At 59.4% G+C, this 19035-nt stretch carries 17 protein-coding genes; all 17 read right to left on the bottom strand.

Annotated features, from left to right (window positions below):
• Position 1 precedes the first annotated feature (1 nt).
• Positions 2-1255 carry a type II secretion system F family protein gene (locus HZB60_07485; GenBank protein ID MBI5059602.1) on the bottom strand — a complete coding sequence of 418 codons (1254 nt, stop codon included), beginning with the start codon at positions 1253-1255 and terminating at the stop codon, positions 2-4.
• Between the two features lie 11 nt (positions 1256-1266).
• The gene (tadA, locus tag HZB60_07490; protein MBI5059603.1) at positions 1267-2970 is read right to left on the bottom strand and encodes a Flp pilus assembly complex ATPase component TadA; all 1704 of its coding nucleotides are present in this window, start codon (positions 2968-2970) and stop codon (positions 1267-1269) included.
• A gap of 310 nt (positions 2971-3280) precedes the next feature.
• Positions 3281-5992 (bottom strand): hypothetical protein, encoded by a 2712-nt coding sequence (locus HZB60_07495; GenBank protein ID MBI5059604.1) that lies wholly within the window; start codon positions 5990-5992, stop codon positions 3281-3283.
• Between the two features lie 109 nt (positions 5993-6101).
• Positions 6102-7769, bottom strand: coding sequence for an SLBB domain-containing protein (locus HZB60_07500; GenBank protein ID MBI5059605.1), 1668 nt, complete (start codon positions 7767-7769; stop codon positions 6102-6104).
• Between the two features lie 16 nt (positions 7770-7785).
• Positions 7786-9153, bottom strand: a complete 1368-nt coding sequence (locus HZB60_07505; GenBank protein MBI5059606.1) for a hypothetical protein — start codon at positions 9151-9153, stop codon at positions 7786-7788.
• A 220-nt stretch (positions 9154-9373) separates the two neighbouring features.
• Positions 9374-9922: a hypothetical protein gene (locus HZB60_07510; protein ID MBI5059607.1), complete on the bottom strand. Its 549-nt coding sequence runs from the start codon at positions 9920-9922 to the stop codon at positions 9374-9376.
• Between the two features lie 18 nt (positions 9923-9940).
• Entirely contained in the window at positions 9941-10495 is a 555-nt protein-coding gene (gene pilO, locus HZB60_07515; GenBank protein ID MBI5059608.1) for a type 4a pilus biogenesis protein PilO, read from the bottom strand.
• Between the two features lie 11 nt (positions 10496-10506).
• Positions 10507-11133, bottom strand: coding sequence for a PilN domain-containing protein (locus tag HZB60_07520; GenBank protein ID MBI5059609.1), 627 nt, complete (start codon positions 11131-11133; stop codon positions 10507-10509).
• Between the two features lie 20 nt (positions 11134-11153).
• Complete coding sequence (gene pilM / locus HZB60_07525) at positions 11154-12230, bottom strand: pilus assembly protein PilM (protein ID MBI5059610.1); 1077 nt, start codon at positions 12228-12230, stop codon at positions 11154-11156.
• A gap of 342 nt (positions 12231-12572) precedes the next feature.
• Positions 12573-14075 (bottom strand): hypothetical protein, encoded by a 1503-nt coding sequence (locus HZB60_07530; GenBank protein ID MBI5059611.1) that lies wholly within the window; start codon positions 14073-14075, stop codon positions 12573-12575.
• A gap of 305 nt (positions 14076-14380) precedes the next feature.
• The gene (locus HZB60_07535) at positions 14381-15151 is read right to left on the bottom strand and encodes a hypothetical protein (GenBank protein MBI5059612.1); all 771 of its coding nucleotides are present in this window, start codon (positions 15149-15151) and stop codon (positions 14381-14383) included.
• Positions 15152-15162: 11 nt separating this feature from the next.
• Positions 15163-15648, bottom strand: a complete 486-nt coding sequence (locus HZB60_07540; GenBank protein MBI5059613.1) for a hypothetical protein — start codon at positions 15646-15648, stop codon at positions 15163-15165.
• Positions 15649-15757: 109 nt separating this feature from the next.
• On the bottom strand, positions 15758-16840 hold the full coding sequence (locus HZB60_07545) for a type IV pilus twitching motility protein PilT (GenBank protein ID MBI5059614.1): 1083 nt from the start codon (positions 16838-16840) through the stop codon (positions 15758-15760).
• Between the two features lie 221 nt (positions 16841-17061).
• A complete protein-coding gene (locus HZB60_07550; GenBank protein MBI5059615.1) occupies positions 17062-17484 on the bottom strand; it encodes a prepilin-type N-terminal cleavage/methylation domain-containing protein in 423 nt (140 codons plus the stop codon).
• Positions 17485-17574: 90 nt separating this feature from the next.
• Positions 17575-17853 (bottom strand): hypothetical protein, encoded by a 279-nt coding sequence (locus tag HZB60_07555; GenBank protein ID MBI5059616.1) that lies wholly within the window; start codon positions 17851-17853, stop codon positions 17575-17577.
• Positions 17854-18016: 163 nt separating this feature from the next.
• On the bottom strand, positions 18017-18511 hold the full coding sequence (locus HZB60_07560) for a hypothetical protein (GenBank protein MBI5059617.1): 495 nt from the start codon (positions 18509-18511) through the stop codon (positions 18017-18019).
• Positions 18508-19014, bottom strand: a complete 507-nt coding sequence (locus HZB60_07565; protein MBI5059618.1) for an RNA polymerase sigma factor — start codon at positions 19012-19014, stop codon at positions 18508-18510. Before HZB60_07565 ends, HZB60_07560 begins: the two co-directional genes overlap by 4 nt.
• Between the last annotated feature and the right edge of the window lie 21 nt (positions 19015-19035).

Raw genomic sequence — 19035 nt, forward strand, 5'->3', positions numbered from 1 at the left:
CCTACGCTCCCGACTGGACCGCGCGACCGAGCATAAAGACCGGCAGGTAGATCGCGATCAAAATGATGCCGATCACGCCACCGATCAGGATAATCAGCAGCGGTTCAATCAGGGAGGTGAGGCGGCCGATCGTCGCATCCACCTGCTTCGTATAGAACTCCGCGACTTTTTCCAACAGCCGGTTGATTTCGCCGGTTTCTTCGCCCGTCTGAATCAACTGCACGACGATCGGCGGAATGACGCCGGATTTCTTGAGCGCCACCGAAATCGCGAAACCGTCCTTGATCAAGCCACTTGCCTGCCGCAGGCCGTTTGCAATCACGCGATTGTCCACCACGCGCACGGCATGCGCCAGCGCTTCGAGCACCGGGACGCCCGATCCGATCAGAATCCCGAACGTGCGCGCGAACTTGTCCATGATTGCACTCATCAGCAGACCGCCGAAGATCGGAAAGCGAAGCTTGAAGGTATCCCACGCCAAACCGCCCTGCTTGGTCTTGGTCAGGACCCACAAGCCCGCCAGGCACGCCAGCACGACCATGAACACAAAGAAGAAGTTGTGCGTGACAATGTTCGAGATATTCATGAGCGTGCGCGTCGCCAGCGGCAGTTTCGCGCCGAACTTATCGTAAACATCCTTGAACATCGGCACGACCACGATCATCAGGAAGGTAATGACGCCGCTCAGAAAGACCACGGAAAACACCGGATAGCTCATGGCGGACACGACCTTGCGGCGCGTATCCGACACGTTTTCGAGGTAATCCGACAGCTGTTGCAGAATCACATGCAGATTACCGGACACCTCGCCGGCATGCACCAGAGCGACATACAGGTTGGAATACACGCCAGGGTGCTTCGCCAGCGCCTCGGAGAGCGCGAAGCCCTTCTTCAGGTCCGTCGAGACTTGCACCAGCACCTTCTTGAAACGGTAATTCCGCTCTTCAGTCAGCAGGTTTGTGATCGACTTCTCAATCGTCAGACCGGCGGAGAACATCGTGGAAAGCTGCCGTGTAAAGAACACCAATGTGCGCAACGGAATTCGCGTACGGAAGCGATAAATCGCCAGACCGACCTGTTCGCCGACGGTCATTTCGTCAACGGCCAGCCCCCCGCGAATCTCACGCACGGAAACAATCTGCGACGCGCCCTTCTTGCGCAGCGAATCTACCGCGGCCTCGTAGCTGGTGGCGCGAAGGTTGTCCTCCACGCGATTCCCATTCGCGTCCTTAATGACGTAGCTGTAAGTCGGCATGGTCGATCCTGTTAGTAATCCTGAACCGTCACGCGCAGCATCTCGTGAATCGTCGTCTCGCCGCGGAAGATCTTGCGCAACGCCGCCTCGCGTAGCGTGTACATCCCGTTGGACATCGCCAGCGTGCGAATATCTTCCTGGTTCGAGTTGTCAAACACCAGCCGCCGGACATTCTGCTTCATCTCCAGCATCTCGAAGATGCCCGTCCGCCCGTGATAGCCCGTGTTGCGGCAGTGCGCGCAACCGCGGCCACGGTAGAACTTCTTGCCCTCCGCCATTTTGCGATCGAGCATGATCAGCGCCAGCTCGTTGTCGTCGGGCTGCCACTCTTCCTTACAGTGCGAGCAGATCTTGCGGACCAGACGCTGCGCCATCACGAGATTCAGGCACGATCCGCAGAGGAACGGCGGCACACCGATATCCAGGAGACGCGTAATCGTCGAGGGCGCGTCGTTCGCGTGAACCGTCGAGAACACGAGGTGGCCCGTGAGCGCGAACTTCACCGCGATGTCGGCGGTTTCCTCGTCGCGAATCTCGCCGATCAACAGCTTGTCCGGGTCCTGACGCAGAATCGAGCGCAGCGAGTTGGCGAAAGTCAAACCGATCATGGCCTTCGTCTGCACCTGATTCACGCCGGGAATATGATACTCGACCGGATCCTCCACCGTCGTGATGTTGTCCTCTTCGCTCTTGATCTCCTGCAAGGCGGCGAACAGCGTCGTCGTCTTGCCGGCGCCGGTCGGTCCGGAGATGATGATCATGCCGTACGGCTGGCGAATCCAGCGACGGAAAATTACCAGCAGTTCCTCATCGAAGCCAAGCGTCGCGAGACTGTAAGCGAAGCTGCTCTTGTCGAGCAACCGCAACACGATCTTCTCGCCGCCGACCGTGGGCAGGATCGACACACGCATGTCGATTTCCTTCACGGCCGTCTTCACGGTGAACCGACCGTCCTGCGGCAGACGCTTCTCCGCGATATTCAGCTTGGACAAAATCTTGATCCGCGAAACGATCCCGGGATGGGAGGCCTTCGGCGGCCGCATGACCTCCGCCAGCACGCCGTCGATCCGGAAGCGCACGACGATGCCCTCTTCGAACGCCTCGATGTGAATATCGGTGGCGCGCTCCTTGATGGCATCGGCGATCATCAGGTTGACAAGTTTCACGACCGGGGCGTCTTCGATGCCCATCGTGCGCGTCATGTCCACCAGGCCCTCTTCGTCCTCGTCCGACTGCGCGAAGAACTGCAAATCGCCAAGGGCCTCGGAAACCTCGTCGGCCTTGCGCTGCTTGACGTACGCGTTCTCAATCGTCGCGAAGATCGCGCCGGGCGCCGCGATGCGGATCTCCAGGTCCTTCTTGGTGAGCATCTTCAGCCGGTCTTCGGCCTCGATGTCATCCGGATCGGCCATGGCGACTACGAGCACGGATTCCGTGTGTTCGATCGGGATCAGCACATGCTGGCGGGCAAACGCCTCGGGCACGACGGCCACCGCGTCCTTGTCGGACGACTGAATCTTTTCCGCGGAGACAAACGGAATCCGCCATTGCTCCGCCAGACACTTGTAAACGATTTCCTCAGATGCGTGACCGAGCGCGACCAAGGTCTCGCCGATCCGCTTGCGCGAGTCCTTCTGACGCGCCAAGCCGTCCTGCAACTGCTGATTGTTGATGTGGCCATGGCGAATCAGAATTTCGCCGATTTTTTCACGCATGAGGGAGAAGATGTCTTAAAGAAAATCCAAAATCCAAAATCGAAAATCCAAAGCCGGAGCCGATTCCGGGCAGGTCGGGAGACCTGCCTCGGCGATTGACAGGAGCCTATCGTGAAACAGTGTGGGTGCCTTCTTCGGCGAGGCAAAGCGGCTTTAGCCCCTTGACAGAGAGCCCGGAACAACGGGCTGAAGCCACGTTGCCTGATGCAACGGCTATTCTAAGCGAGGTTCAGGCAAAGAAGGGAGGCCGGAACCACTCGGTCGCGATTCCGGCCCCCACATTCTTCAGATCAACGTGAAAGCCCAAAGATCAGCGTTGGAAGTTGACGATTACGGCGTCCACCGCTTCACCGTAACCTTCAACCTCGGCGCGAACTTCAACCGTGCGCTCCGTCTCCAGCGGCGAAGCAAACACGTATTGTTCAAACGCCCGCAGCCAGACGAAGGCCTGGCCGTTCAGGAACAGCGGATTGGCCACCGGACCCGTATTGCGCCGACCGTTTATGATCTCCGAGCCACCCGTGGCCGTCGGGAAGAATGCGCCGCGCTGGGTCGTGAACACGACCGTTGCGCCGTTGATCGGCACACTATTCCCGTCCTGGACCATTGCCACACACTGAATCTGCGACGGGTCAGTGCGCTGTCCGTAATGCCACGCGTTCGGCGTGCAGATCAAGTCCAACAGTGGTTCCTGCATCGGCAGCGTGAACAGCTCGGTGGCCGAGACGGCACCCGGAGCGGCGGTACGGGCTGTGATTGAGATGGTCTCGAACGTCGCCTGCGAGTTGTAGCGCAAGATCGTGTATGCAACACCGGGACGATGGTCACCGTTCTTGTCCGCGTTGCAGACAATGACGTTCGCCGACAAGATCTGCGCCGTGTCCGGATCGACCTCGAAGAAGACCGCGACACTGCAGCGCACGGCGTTGTTGTACTGATCGAGAACCAGCGCATTCACCTCGAGATCCCAGGCCGCGCCGGCGTCATCGCCGACTTCGTCCACACCGATGTCGATACTGGCGGGCGGACCGGCCACCACCGAACCGTTTGAGGCCGAGGCACAAATCGTCTGCCCGTCCTCTGCCACGCAACACGCCTGAACACTGAACGGTCCGGGAATCGTGCCCGCATTCAGCGTAGCCACCGCGATGCCATTCGCCGTCGTCGATGAGTCGCTGAAGCCGTGGTTGTTAATATTGATTCCGCCGAGCAACTCGCCGCCGATGATGCGGAAGCCGACCCGGATGCCATCCGGGGCCGCGTTGTTATTGGCGTCGCGAACGCGCGCCGTCAACGTGGTCGATGACTGGCCGCCGGTCCCGGCGACTTCGACGCTGGGCGGTGTGACTTCAAGCAGAATGGTATTGGCGCTGCCTGAGGTCACGAAGATCACCGTCGAATCGACGGCAACGGCACCCAACTCCACTTTCACGGTCACGGAACCGGCAGTGACACCGGTATTCAGCGTCACACGCGCCTGACCGTTGATATCCGTTGAGATCGGCGATTGCGGCGTCAAGGTCCCAGACGTTGACGTTGTCGTGAAAGTCACCGCTTCGCCATCGCGGACGTTATTGGCGAGCGAATCCTGCACCTGAGCGATGAAGCCCACGGTTCCGTTAACGGGAACCACCGGCAGTTCTGCGACGATGGAGACCATGCGCGCCGGACCCGGATCGATGATGAACTGGAGGTGGTTGGATTCTACTCCGCGCACCATCGCATACATTTCAGCCGGATCAGACGGCGGGGTCACATTCGTGCAAACGGTCCAGTACACGGGAGAGATGAACGCACCGTTCCGAATCTCGACGCTGTCCACCGCAAACGTACCGCACTCTTTGTAGAGATACGCGAACAATCCGTTGATGCGATTGCCGTTGTCGTAGGCGGCAAGGAGCTGAAGCGCAATCGAGTCCTGTCCGGCGGTTCCTGAATAGCGGGACGCGGACAGGATCACATTGCCGACATTTGCCGCGGGATCAATGCGCACATGCACGGTGTCCGCCAGACCCCACTTCGGGTAGCGCGCGATGACCAGCGCGGAATCGTTGGGATCGATGCTGTTCGGGATCCCGCCGCCGCAGAGAATGCGCTGAACCACGCCGCTGCTATCGGTGATGCCGAATGAACTGATGCTGCCCACGCCGCCGGGCGTGCCGAAGTAGATTGTATCGTTCGGAACGGCTACGCCATATGCGTCTTCCAGTGTGGCGGTGATCGTCGCATTCGTCACGCAGCCATCGGCGTTGATGCGGCTGATGTTCGTGGAGACACTCAGTACTCCGGTCACGAGGGTCAGCTCGACATGCACCTGTGACGAGTCGGACTTGCCCCCCGCCCGCACGTAGATCCAGCCCTCGCCGGACTCCCCATCCGGGTACCACCACGTGACCGTGCGACCGGATTCATCGGTGGCCGGCGGAGGCGTGAAGCGGCCCAGATCCGTGCTCATCTGCACGTTGACATTCGCGATCCCCTGGTGATTCACGTCACGCAAGGTAATCAAGCATTGCACCGAATCCTCGCCGGAAGGACTGGTGTTGACGCGATCCGGCGTGATATCAAGGTTGATCGAGCCGACCACGTCGCGAGCCTCTCGGACTGAAATCGGCACCGAAGCGACCACGCCGGAGGCATTGACGTTGATCACATTGTCGCCCTGCTGCGCGTAGGAGCGATAGACGCATTCCACACGACCGAGGCCGTTCGACGTGTCACGCAGCTGCGTGTCCACATACTCGATAAAGCCGAGGCTCGCATTGGTGAGCGAGATCGCCACCCGGACCCCCTGCATCACCACGCCGGAACGATCGCGAACCACGATGCTGACCGTGGTCGAAGCCGAATCGCCGGGCAGGTACTGCAACGTGTCGTCCCCGAGCACGATCTGCAGCGATCCGACGCCACCGTCGGTGTTACCCCCTGTGCCAGACGTGCTCTTGTCGGAACAGCCCACGGCGAGCAGCAGCACCGCCATCACGCACATCAAGACGAAAGCTGTGCCGAGTTTCTTCTTCATCTGAGTCTCCATACGCCCCTCCAAACGGTTGAATGTGAATGAACCGATCGGAAGCTTCCAAAGCTGCTTGGAATCCCCCGATTGATCCGGGCCACCACCGGAGAGCGTATTACTTGGTTGTCTGTTGAACGACCAGGACCACCGTCGCCACTTGCGCCGCGGTCGCGATAAAATCCTTGAACGAATTCCACGCCGACGCATAGGCCGGCTTCGGCGGAACGTAAATCAGATCACCCGGATCGATCGGCAGCGACGACTGGTAGCGGATCTGCGAACCGTTGCGGGCCTTGATGATCATGGCCCGATGCACCCAACCCCCCTTGTTCTTGCCGCCGGCCGCGTCGATGTAATAGCGGATGTCCTCGTCCGCTTGCCAGGCGACTTCGCCGGCTTCGTTGACCGCTCCGACCACTCGTACACCGAGCGGAGTCCGCGGAATCTCGAGCCGGTCGCCGCTGTGCAGCACGATATCGCCGGCTTCATTATTCAGCGATTCCGCATGACTGAGGTCGAGCACGACGGTCGAATAGTCCCAACGCGCAAACTCAGCCGCCAGACCGGGATCGTTTTCAAGACTGATTACCTGCGAAGACCGAAACAACTCGGCAAGAATGCGGTCCCGCTCGGGCAGCAGCGGGTCCTGCTTCGGATCGCGAATCAACCGCGCGGACTGCGCCGCCGCCGTGGGCAGCAACCCACCCGCCGAAGCCAAGATGTCCCGCAGAGTGGTCTCGCCGCTCGTCACGGCATAACCGCCGGGATGCGCGACTTCGCCGGAAATTAGTACGGAACCGATCCGACTGGTATCCGGCGCTCCCACCACCAGTACGTGATCGCCGGGAGCAAGCTTTGTCGTCAACAGGCCCGGTGTCGTGACGATATCCAGCGACTTCGGTCCACCGGACCGTCCAATCACCTGTATAGATCGGCCATCCGCGGTTTCACTAAGGCCGCCCGCAAGTTTAATGGCGGTGCCCAGATCGTCGCTCTGTTTCCACTCAAAAGACCCGCCGCTGCGAACGCTACCCGTGACGGTGATTGACGGACCGCCGTCGGTCTTCTCCGGAACGTTGATCGACTGACCGTCACGCAGCAACGGATTGGCAGACGTGACTCCGGACCGGAAGAAGAGGGCAAGATCGGCCGTGCCCGAGAGGGAACCGTCACGATTCACCACGGCAATCTGGCGCAGGGAGCCAATATTGGCCGAGTCGATCCCGTCCTTCGAGAAGGAGACCGTTCGGGCGAACCCGCCCGCTGCGTCAATCGCATCGGCGATCCGGTCCGTCGCCCGCACGACGTAGGTTCCCGGAAAGTTGACTGCGCCCGTCACATGTACGCGAAACCGGCGGGGAGTAACCAGCGACGAGGACACCGCGGCAATCCGCATGGATCGGGCGACCGCTTCATCAATCTCCGCTTTCGCGCGGTTCAACGTGCGATCGGCAACCCGAACCATCCCAACCAGCGGCACGGCCAGTTCGCCCTCGGCGTTGACGGTGGCCGAAACTTCGCTGTAAGTCGGCTTCCAGAAATACAGCATGAACTGATCGCCGGGACCGACCACATACTCGTCGGGATTGACCGCGCCTTCAAAGAACACCTCACCGGACTTCGCAGGCAGGCCGGCTGACCTCGACAAGAGCGACTGTAGATCGTTAGGTGAGCCACCCGGACTCATCGAAGAACCGCCCGAGGGTATTTGCCCCAGCAACGTACAAGTCAGGCACACCAGCGCGACGACGATCAGGCCCGTCCGCGCGCCGGTGGCACTCAAAGGTGCACGAAGAATACTACTTCTCTTCAGGCTGCTGCCCCTCGGCGCCATCGGCGGGTATGAACTTGTCCTGTACTTCCTTCACGCGCGGCGGGAGCTGAAGCTCGTATCCCGTGCCCAGAATGTGCGGGGTGACCTGAATGATCAAATCCGTCTTGCGCGTGGTCTCCGCCGTGTGACGGAACAACCCGCCGATGAACGGGATGTCGCCCAGGAACGGAACCCGATGCTTGTTCTTCGAGGACTCCGCACCGAGCAGACCCGCGATAATCACCGTCTCGCCGTCTTTGATTCGCAAGGTCGTCTTTGAGGTACGACGCTTAATCCACGGCACCTGCGTGTCCTGAGACTCTACAAACTGAAAGATCGACGACAGTTCCGGCGTGATGTCGGTCGTGATGTAACCGTCCGAATTGATCTTCGGGCGTACTTTCAGCAGGACACCGACCACGACCCGCTCAATCTGCACCTGACCACCGACACCGCCGCTGCGGGCGATGTACGGAATCTCGTCCACGACCTGCAGACTGGCTTCCTTGTTGTTCAAGGTCGCGATTGCAGAATTGGCGAGAACTTCGGCGCGACCGCGTTTCTGCAGCAGGTCCAGCCCCACTTCAAAGGCCGTCGTCTGCTTCGTCCAGTAACCCAGGCGACGGGATTCCAGCGGGAAGTACGGCAGGAACGACGGCACTTTGCCTTTCGTGGACGGTTCGAGACCGGTCAGGGCAGGATTGCCGTCCTGGTCCACCATGTTACCGAAGGCATCAACCGGGCTTTCCGAAATCACCGTCGAGATGTTGGACAGCCGATTCCAATCGATACCGAGCATCTCTTCGTCATCCACCGCGACCTCGACCATCCGACACTCCAGCACGATCTGCAGCGCGGGACGGTCCACCTGTTCCACCACCTTCTGAATATCCGATATGACTTTCGGACTGGTGATGACGAGCAGCTTATTTCCGGTTGTATCGACCGAAATATCCGCCGTGAAATTCGCGAGCATTCTTGCGATGTCCGGCGCGGAGGTGTACTTCAGGTCAACCACATACGACGTCAGACCGACTTGTTCCTTGAGCTGCTTGGACGGCGCTACGAGGAATGACTGTCCGACAATCTCGTAGGACAACCCGGCCGCGCGAACCACAAGGTTCATGGCTTGCTCGATCGGAACGTCCCGCAGATGGACGGAAATCTTCTCTTCCTTGTTGACGCCCGGGCCGGTGACAATATTGAAGCCGCTCTTGTCCGCCAGGATGGACAGGACCGAAGGTAAGAAGGCATCGTCGGCGTCGATGGTCACGAGCCGGTTCAACCCTTCATCCGCCGCGGCCCGCGCAAGCTCCGGCCGCAGCACCGCTGACAACACGAACAAAGCAACCATGAAGGAGAGCACCGAGGTCACGCTCGCGGCCGAAACGGTCGACCTCGTGAGGTGCTTGGGGAAAAGCTTGCAGAATCTCAACGGGCTGTTACCTCTCCGACGTTGATGAATTGATTTTCTCGAAACTGGGGATCACAGTCCGCGGCGTTTCCCCCGCCCGCGGCACTGCGCCGCCCGCGCATCACCACTGCTTCGCCCGCGGCGAAGCGAGTCCGTTCACCTAATAATTCTGCGGCGCCGACACCGAGGTCGTGGTCTGACCTTCGGAAAGTTCGCTCTCAGGCGCCGATTCATTCACGAGCACCAACGACGCTCCGCCGCGAACGAGAATCGCCTGCCGCGATGTGATCTTGGAGATGTGGAAGCCGTTAAAATCATCGCCCTCATGAACCACGTGGCTGCGGCCCATGAACTTGATGATCGCCGACGGAGTCTCGCCCATCACCGTGCACGACAGCCGCATCCGGCCCTGCTGCTCCAGCGTCTCCGTCATCCCCAAACTGGCCAGAAACTTCCGCGATTGAATCGCCTTCGTCAGGTCAAACGGATTGTTCTCGACCTGCGTCTGATACGCCATGCGCTCGTTGAGATTCCGCTCCAGAGTGCTGACCGTCTCCTTCAACTGAGCGTCGGTGCCCAGCGTGATCTTCTGCTGCTTCAGCGATTCCACCTGCTTCGACATCCGGTAGTTGCTGTAGCCGATCCAGATCATCGCCGCGCACAAGAGCGTGAGGATGATGCCCCAAAGTACGTTTACGCGCTGTCCCATATCTGGAATCGGTCCTCGTTACTTGTGTTTGATCAACGTCAACGTCGACATCGTGATCTTCATCGGGCGCTTCTCCAACTCGCCGTTCTTGGCCAGCGCCTGGACCTTCTTCACCGTGCTGGTCAAATCCAGATTGTCCACCGTGACCAGCCGGTTCGAGCGCTCGATATCGTTGAGGAAATTCACCAGCGACTTGTAGCTCGTCATGACTTCCAGCGAATACGGCGTCTGGATATAATCCGCGAAATTCTTGCGGCGGCCCGGCTCAATCGTCACCAGATTGATGTCGTACTGACGCAGAATGTCCGTGACTTGATTCATGAACGGCAGCGACGCGTCCTCCGCCAGCGAATCCCGCGCCGACTGCGCCAAATTGCCCTCGATCAGCCGCGTCACCTGCTTCAACTCGTTGGCGATGATCTGCGCGGCGATCAGCTTCTCATTTTCCTGCTGAATCTGACGATCCAGCTCGCGAACCTTGGCCGGCAGCGGCGCGTAGGTCAGCTTCTGGTAGTAATAGAACCCCAGACCCGCCACCGCCAGCAATATCAGCCCAATCAGTACTTTTCTCATGGGGGGCGCGGTTAGAAGTTGATTCCGGTCTTGGTGTCGCGATTGACCGCCGCCTTCTTCTTGGCGTCGGGATCCGCGGTCAGGCACTCAATCGAGAAGATCAAGGCATCCTGATCTTCGACGACCTTGCGCAGTGATTGATCGAAGCGAATTTCGTGGAGGCCGTGGCGAAACTCGGGCGTCCCCTTGAGCAGCTCGATGAACTTCGATATGACTTCGAACTCCTTGATGTTGGAGTCAACCTGCGCGACCGCCTGAATCCTGAACACCTTGTTTTGGTAGTCCAAGCCGGTAACGGCCATGCCCGCCGGCAAGATCTCGGCCAGCTTCTCCAGCCGCCGAGCCCAGAGGAAGCGATCATTCTCCAGCTTGGCGAGTGAGGACACATCGTCTTTGGAAACCTTGGTGCCCTCACGCTTCAAGCTGTCAAGTTCGAATCGAATGCGCTCCAACTTCTGCTGCCGCGACTGCACGACGTCGCGCATCGCCGCCGTCTGCGCCCAGGTCATCCCGCCGAGCACAACGAACACCAGGGTGAGCAAGCCCAACACCAGATAGGAACGCCGTTCCTGCTTGCGCTGCTTGAGGATGACCTCACCCTCACCCTTGTTCAGGTTAATAGTAAACTGTTTGACCATGGATCTCGCGGGTTACGGCTTCAAATCGCTTGCGCGCGAGCCGCCAGCCCCACCGCCGCGGCAAATTGATATCGACTGCGAACCTCGCTCGATCCTTCAACGTGGGCAAAGGGATCGAACGGCCGAACTTCGATGCTGAACTTCTCCGCCAGATAATCGCAGAGCTCGAGACTCTCGGCGACGCCGCCGACCAGCTCCATCCGGGTGAAAAAGCTCTGGCCGGTCTCCTTCACGTAATAGCGGAGCGACCGGTTCACTTCATCACTGAGCTTGTCGATCGCCGGCTTATCCGCCAGCGACAGGCCGTCGCCCGCGCTCTCGCCGCCCACGACTTTTACGCCCTTGGCCCCGATGCCCTGCGTGCGCTTGATCTCCTCGGCCTCCGTAAACTTCACGTTCAACTTCTTCATAATCTCGTCGCTGAAGGCCCAGCCGCCGACCGGCAGATCGCGGCTGAAAAACGGATCCTTGCGGCCGATGATCACGAGGTTCGTGCGCCGGGCGCCAATATTGAGAAACACCACCACGCCGTCGTCGGGCAACTCACTGGTCGAGAGATAGGAATTGAGCGAGGCGAGCGGTTCGAGGTCCACGACGCCGGGCTTGAGCTCCAGCTCATGCAGGATGTCCAGATGAGCATCGAATACGCGCTTGGTGGTCGCGGCGATCAACACGCGCACCTTGTCCGCGTCTTTCGTATCCTCGCCGATGATCTGGTAGTCCACCACGGTCTCACTGCCATCCAGCGGAAGATGCTTGCGGGCCTCCTGAAGAATGCCCGAGGCCATCTCCTCTTCCGGCATTTGCAGCGTCTTGATCTCCTTGGCCGCCTGATTGAGACCGCCAATCGAGCTGCCCAGATGATGCACGCGCTTCGGACGAACGCCGGCCTCCTGGAACATCTCCAGAATCAGCGGAACGACCGCGGTCTTCTTGGGACCATCCGGGTCATACTTCTCCTGACCCGTGTAAATATTCCGGGTAAGCGCCTTCACCAGCTTGGAACGGCCGTGACTGCCCTTCTCGGTCAGCACCAATTTGATCGCGTGCGAGCCGATATCGAGGCCCACTCGCAGGTTCGAGTTCAAACCAAACACACGTGCTCCTTACACACCGGGAAATTCAGGATCGTATTCCGCCGAATCGCGAACGTCAACAGCCGGACGCGGCAGGATCGCTCCAAGAGGTGAGACTGTATTGAGAGAGGATGAAGCAGGGGGGTCGCGCGGCGCGACAACGCGCGCCGCGCGACGCTCGGTTCCGGGAAGATAACGTGAAGATCGGACACAGGAATGAACAAGGATAGAATCCGGAAATCATCTAAGACCGGAATCCGCCATGCCACTCCTGAAGCATGGCCTCCGCCGTCTGTTCGTTACACTTGGCTTCGAGCCCCGCCCGACTCGCCGCACTCGCACCACCTGAAGCCGCTGCCCCGGTCAGTTGAACCGGGTGTAGTTGCGCTGATTGATGTCCACCTGATCGTCCACACCCTGACCCCACTGCACGATGTCAAACAACGCGTGACCGGAATTGTCAACCGCATCGAAAAAGCACGGCGGCCGCTTGGAAAGCAACCGGCGATCGTAGCGATACTGCTTCAGATAGCCGGTACTCTGACGCGTGGAGCGGTGGACATAGCCACGGCGCATTTGCGTGACCGAGCCGTAAACAAAGATCTGGCCGCGGTCGTCCGGTGCGCAGGTGCAGACATAGCCGCTATCGACGTCGTTCTGGTTCTCAAACGTGAAACTCTCGCCCAAAGCCACGATCGCCGCCGTGATCACGATGTCCGTCAGTGCGGGATTCGTCTGGGCATTGCCCAAGCCGGCGGAATTCTCGCGACCGTTCGCGGGGGTGTTGGCGATCTTGATGTCCTGTTCGCTGACCAGCCCCAAGTAATCGTCACAGCCGTTCGGGATGATGCCCTGATTCGTCGTCCCGACGTACTTGATGTCATCCAGCAGACGCATCGTGAACGAGGTGCCAATCGTCACCCTCCCGTCGAGCGTGCCATACACCTCCAATGGGCAATCACAGAAGATTCCGATGTCCGTGCTTCCCGGGATCGGCACCAGCCAGCGGTTCGTGGAGTCAAACGGCGTGCCGGTCGGCCACTGGTACATGCGAATGGACGAACCCATAAACACGGCGCGGATGGTCTGCTCAAACCCGGTACCGTAGAAGTAGCCATTGTTTGCCGCGCATTGACGAAGCCGTTCGGCCTGATCGGGGATCAGGACTCCGGGTGCATTGAAAAACGGCGGAATCGCGAAGTACGGATTGTAGCCGGTACCGCGCCAAAAATCGTCTTCCGTCGTCGATACGATATCAAAGAACTGTGGATCCTGCATGATCGCTATCATGCTGTTCGAGTGCACACGTCCATTCAGCGTGTCGCCATGCCAGAACTTGATGCGGTCGCCGAAGCTCGTCACCTCTTCATCGGTCAAGTACATGTAGTCCGCAAAATTGCGGATCTTCACGAACAGCACGGCGCGCCGGCGGACATCCTTCGGCTCCGCCTCCCCGTTCTGAAAGAACGGCACGGTCGCCACGCCGATCGACGAGATCCGAAATGCCTTGTCCTGCGACCAGAAATCACCCGGATCGGTCGTGGTGGTCAACGGGTGCACGACCACATTCTCATAACGGCCGAAACCTTCGACCTGCTGCCCCTGCAGGACGACATCCGAGTTCGGCAGCAACGCGGCCTGCTGCGTACGCAGCCACGTAAAGCCCTTCTCAATGACCCCCATCTGCGCCAGATAGTAGGCCTGCATGGCTGCGGCCGCGTGCGTGGACTGGTTCGACTCGTCCGTGGACCAGCGCATGAACGCCAGTCCCGTTCCGAGCAGGACCATACCCAGCACCACCACTGCCATCATCACGTAGCCGCCCTGCTGAATGCGGAGGCGATATGCACGCTGTTCGTGATCCATAGAATCCCTCTTTGGGTTTGAAAAATCCCCACCCTTTCCCATCGGCCCAAAACAAGCAACTTAGAGTGACAGGCTCCGGTACAGTCGGCGACGACTCCGAAGTCCTCGGTCGTCCTCTCACATGTTAAGAAGACAAACGATGTCTGCGGTCGCTGGTCTGCGAAGCGGTCCCACTCTGCTGTTTCGGACGTCGCCGGGCTGCCGGAGATCCCTCGGCCCGCTGATATCCCAACGCCAGTTTCTATGAAAGAACAGGGTCGGTGCCGCGGCAGTTGAGGCTCGCCGCGGCACCGCCGAATGATGCTCTAAGGATTACGGCCAAGGACCTCGTCGGCCTGCGGATTCACGCTCGTGTCCCAGTTGCGCATGAAAACGCTTGTCTGGTATGTCCGTTCCCGAACGTACTCCTGCTCGAACAGCCCGAACAAGCCGTCCCCCCGCCCCGGCGGGCGATACCGGTACTGCAAAGTCATGGAGATGTCCACGGAGCCAAGCTTGCGCAGGTTCAGATCGTGACTGGGCCGCACGTAATCCATGGTGAAGCCTTCAACCGTAATCCGATCATAACGCCCCATGGTCGCAATTTCGTCGTGGCGGGGTCGCTGCCCCGTGAATACGAACTGCTCGCTTCGCCCCGATCCATACCATAGCGGCTCACGACCGCCCAGCAGAATGCCTCGACTGGCACGATAGGTGATCGTCATCAAGCTGTCTTGCAGACGACCGCCGTAACGCCAATTCCTCGCGAAGTCAGTGCCGGGCGAGCCGCGATCGTAGAAACGCACCTTCCAAATCGGATTACGCGAGCCGCCCTGAATCTGAACCGCATCCCAGCCCCACCCCATAAGGTTGGTCAGCTCCAGAAACGTTGACTGCGCATATTGATCCATCTGGCGGTCCGCATTGGCGACCTTGATCTGCATCGTAAAACTGCGATACGCCACCCAGCCACCCAGCAATACCACGCCGGCCATGATCGTCGTAATCGCCGTGGAGACGAACGTGAACCCGGCATCCCGCCGCCGCCGGCTGCGCACCGCCGGCATCCCTGAGTCTTGTGTTTGTGTTGTTGTCATGTTGGCCCCCTTCATGACCGGATCACAATGTATGTAACGAATGTCAGCTCGCGCGCCTGGAACCGGTCGTCCTCGCCACCCGGCATGTCGTGCTCGCTCCAGCGGGCGTGGCATTTCAACGTGTACCAGTCAATGTCCTGGCCTGTCTCGAGAACGTCCACAGCCCGAACCGGCTCCCGAATCAAGTCCACCACCAACGGCGGTGTGTTTCCGCCGGCGACCGCCGTCGTCAGGACCGAAGTCCGCTCGTTGACCGTGCGGCCCATGTTGGTCGCGCTGCGCTCATCTTCTTCCATCTGGATCCGCGACTGCCACTCATCCACGAATCCGCGCAACAGGTACGCGACGGCCTTCTCATTCTCCTGGCGAATGAGCACGTCGCGACCGTAGATCATCGCGGACGACGTGCCCGCCACGATGATGGACAAGATGACCAACCCCACCGCGACGCTGACGATGTCGGCCTCTCCGCGCTGCCATTTCAGCTTCATCTTCATCGATTTCCTCCCCACTGTTGGTGATTCGCCCGGTCGACACGGACGAGTCGAAGGACTGTCTGTTTGCGCCTTGCCGCCCCGCGGTGCGGGACGCCAAAGTACCTGCAGATTACTCTTGAAGATTGACTTCGAACAGCTTCGGATTCTCCGCCACATGCGCCGCCGTCTCGCGGGTAATCAGCCCCTTATGCATCAACCGGGTCAAATCCTGATCCAGACTCTGCATACCGGACTTGCCGCCGGCCTGGATGACCGACGGAATCTGATAAATCTTGTCCTCACGAATCAGGTTGCGAACCGCCGTCGTCGCCACCATGATTTCCGCCGCCACGACTCGACCCTCACCGCCCTTCTTGGGCAGCAGCTTCTGGGCCACGACGGCCTCCAGCGACTCCGCCAGCATCGAGCGAACCTGTGTCTTCTGGGCCGCCGGGAAAATGTCAATCACGCGGTCGATCGTCTTCGCCGCGCTCGACGTATGCAAGGTCGCAAACACCAAGTGACCCGTTTCCGCCGCCGTCAACGCCAGCGAAATGGTCTCCAGATCGCGCATTTCTCCGACCAGAATGACATCGGGGTCTTCACGCAACGCCGCACGCAACGCGTTGGCGAACGAGTGCGTGTTCGCCCCGAGTTCGCGCTGGTTGATCATGCAGTTCTTGGAATCGTGGAAGAACTCGACCGGGTCTTCAATCGTAATGATGTGAAGCTCTTTGTACTCGTTGATCCAGTCGATCATCGTCGCCAGCGTCGTCGTCTTGCCCGAACCCGTCGGACCCGTCAGCAAGACCAAGCCCCGGTCGCGATCGGCGAGGTCGCGCATGACCTCGGGCAGCCCCAACTCCTCAAAGGTGCGGATATCGGTCGGAATCGTCCGAAACACGGCACCCAAACCATTGATCTGCTGAAAAACGTTGACACGAAACCGAGCGATACTCTCCAACTTCGCCGAGAAGTCGATTTCCTTCATCTCCTCGAACCGCTCGAGCTGATCGCGCGTCAGGACCGTGCGAACAATCGAGAGCATCGTCTCATTGTCCAACCGCGGCAGATTCAACTTGCGCATGCGACCGTGAACACGGATCATCGGAATCGACCCGCCGGAGAGGTGCAAGTCCGACGCACCCTGATCTACCGCGAAGCGAAGCAGGTCGTATATGTCTAAGCGTCTTGCTGTTGCAACTTCGGCCACGATGCCTTCTTTCTGCTGTCCTGCCGCCGGCGGACCGCCGACGACAACCGCGCTATCCGTTCCCGGGTCCACAGTGCGACCCGCTATTCTTCCCGATTCCTGTCTGACGTCCGACCCCCGATCATCTCCCGCTGTCGATTTCGCTTCCAGCAAGAGGGCGGTCACCGGGGCGGGAAGCGCACGAACGCCCCGGCGACCACATCATCTTCTCCGGCCAAAACCTACTGGTTCTCTTCCGGCAGACCGTAGCCGAGCCACGTGCCGTCCTGGACATTGTAAATCACCTGATGTCCCGACCCACCGCGCATCTGCTCGGTGGACGTCGCCGTGATCGTCACCGGCGGGGCCCCGACCAACGCAAACGTCCACTGCAAAGCCGTGGACTGCGCAATTTCAAGGTACTTCTCCTGCTGCAACTCCTCGATCGTGGACGGCCAGTCGCCTTTGTCCTGATAGAAGACCTGGGCAGCCTGCCAGACCGCATTGATGGTCGTCTTGGCATCCGATGCGCGCGCGCTTCTCACGTACTCAACGTAGATCGGAACCGAAATCGCAGCGAGAATCGCTACGATCACGACCACGATGAGGATTTCGATAAGGGTGAATCCCTTATCACTCCGCCGACGATGAAATCTGCTCAGCATGCTCACTCCTTTTGAGTTTTCCTCCCCGCACAAGGTACGGTACCCCCCACGGGAACGTGGTTTACTGTATTATTAGTGGACGAGAAGGTACTACCGTAACTCAACTTTATCAAGTCCAAAACCCGCCTCGATTTGCACACTCCACAGTACGGCCACGACCCTGACATTGTTCAGAATCCTCCACGATCGCATTTCAAGGGCACCTAATCCCATGAAAAACATGAGCTGACAAATTTCCGTCAACTGCAAAATCTGCAAGACCTGCATTGTTTGCGTACCTGACGAGAGGCCAAGTCTGCAAAAAGAAAAAGCCACACCCAAGAGGGCGCGGCCAATGCTGTACACCTGGTCACCGAACCGACCGCGCATTCGGCTGCCTCCCAACGGAGTCCAGCCTCCTGCAACCCAGTTCCAGTAGCCGCGTCCGGCTTATGCCCTTTCGGAACCGGATCGCGCACGATGCGCCGGAATCGGATCACCCCCACAGGTAACCCTGAACCGATTCACCGAGATCCCGCCCCGAGCGAGCACCCTACCGGGAATATCGCCAGCGATCTGAAACCATCGTTGCCACCACTACCACCACCATCACCGGAGCGACGAGGCCGAGAACGGCCATCGGATGGTTCGAAAATACCGTCCAGCCGGTCACGCCGCCAATCACTCCGCCGAGCGTGGAACACACCGAGACAACCGTCTCCCAGAGCGCGTTGGCACCCAGAACCAATGCTGCCGCAAGAGCCAGACCAGGCGCCCACATCTCGAGCAAATTCAACATCCGGCGACGAGGAGTTTCTACAAGGTCCTCCACGATTCCACACTTCTTTAACACATTCAGCGTGAAATCAACTCGTGGGGTGAGCTCCTGCTGAGTCTCCAGCGCACGATTCACCGTCCGACAGAGAATAATCGCCTCGGCGAAATCCTCGTCGATGGCGGCAAATCCTTCGACTTCACGTCGCTCGGCAACCGTCAGGCCGCCGTCAACGTACTCAGCCAGTTTATCGTAAGCTTGCTCAGTCGTCATAGTTCATCCACCTCGCGGATCTGCCGCCCCAGCAGCCGGTCGCGCAGCCAAGCTTTGCCTCTGAAAAGATAGCTCTTTACGGTCCCAATCGGCACGTCCATCACCTCGGCGATCTCAAGATACGAAAATTCCTTCAAGTAATAAAGCGAGATCGCGGTCCGGTATTGTTCAGGCATCCGCGCAATCAGCGGGCCAAGGCGTTCTTTCAGGATCACCTCCTCGGCGAACGGATTGTCCCCGGAAGGGATCATCAAACTCGCTTCATGACCCGGATCATCCACTTGGATGAACTGCGACCGAGCCCGCGCCGATTTGCTCTCAGCGATGCATAAGTTCAGCGTAATCCTATAAATCCATGTTGAGAGCTTGCACTCGCCCCGGAAGGAACCAAGTCCTCGCCAGACTCGCAAGAAGACCTCCTGGGCCAAGTCGTCCGCTGCGTCCTGCCGACCCGTCATCCGGGCAGCAAGATTCAGAACCAGCCCTTTGTACTGGTTCACCAACTCGGCAAAGGCCTGGTCACT

It is taken from the genome of candidate division KSB1 bacterium (assembly GCA_016214895.1).
Classification (GTDB): Bacteria; Electryoneota; RPQS01; order RPQS01; family RPQS01; genus JACRMR01.

Excerpts from the sequence above, each read along its gene's own strand:
- HZB60_07495 (MBI5059604.1), bottom strand. The coding sequence starts at position 5,992 with ATGAAGAAGAAACTCGGCACAGCTTTCGTCTTGATGTGCGTGATGGCG.
- HZB60_07540 (MBI5059613.1), bottom strand. The coding sequence starts at position 15,648 with ATGAAGATGAAGCTGAAATGGCAGCGCGGAGAGGCCGACATCGTCAGC.
- HZB60_07560 (MBI5059617.1), bottom strand. The coding sequence starts at position 18,511 with ATGACGACTGAGCAAGCTTACGATAAACTGGCTGAGTACGTTGACGGC.
- HZB60_07505 (MBI5059606.1), bottom strand. The coding sequence starts at position 9,153 with ATGGTTGCTTTGTTCGTGTTGTCAGCGGTGCTGCGGCCGGAGCTTGCG.
- pilO (MBI5059608.1), bottom strand. The coding sequence starts at position 10,495 with ATGAGAAAAGTACTGATTGGGCTGATATTGCTGGCGGTGGCGGGTCTG.
- HZB60_07520 (MBI5059609.1), bottom strand. The coding sequence starts at position 11,133 with ATGGTCAAACAGTTTACTATTAACCTGAACAAGGGTGAGGGTGAGGTC.
- HZB60_07485 (MBI5059602.1), bottom strand. The coding sequence starts at position 1,255 with ATGCCGACTTACAGCTACGTCATTAAGGACGCGAATGGGAATCGCGTG.
- HZB60_07555 (MBI5059616.1), bottom strand. The coding sequence starts at position 17,853 with ATGCGCGGTCGGTTCGGTGACCAGGTGTACAGCATTGGCCGCGCCCTC.
- tadA (MBI5059603.1), bottom strand. The coding sequence starts at position 2,970 with ATGCGTGAAAAAATCGGCGAAATTCTGATTCGCCATGGCCACATCAAC.
- HZB60_07530 (MBI5059611.1), bottom strand. The coding sequence starts at position 14,075 with ATGGATCACGAACAGCGTGCATATCGCCTCCGCATTCAGCAGGGCGGC.
- HZB60_07510 (MBI5059607.1), bottom strand. The coding sequence starts at position 9,922 with ATGGGACAGCGCGTAAACGTACTTTGGGGCATCATCCTCACGCTCTTG.
- HZB60_07535 (MBI5059612.1), bottom strand. The coding sequence starts at position 15,151 with ATGACAACAACACAAACACAAGACTCAGGGATGCCGGCGGTGCGCAGC.
- HZB60_07550 (MBI5059615.1), bottom strand. The coding sequence starts at position 17,484 with ATGCTGAGCAGATTTCATCGTCGGCGGAGTGATAAGGGATTCACCCTT.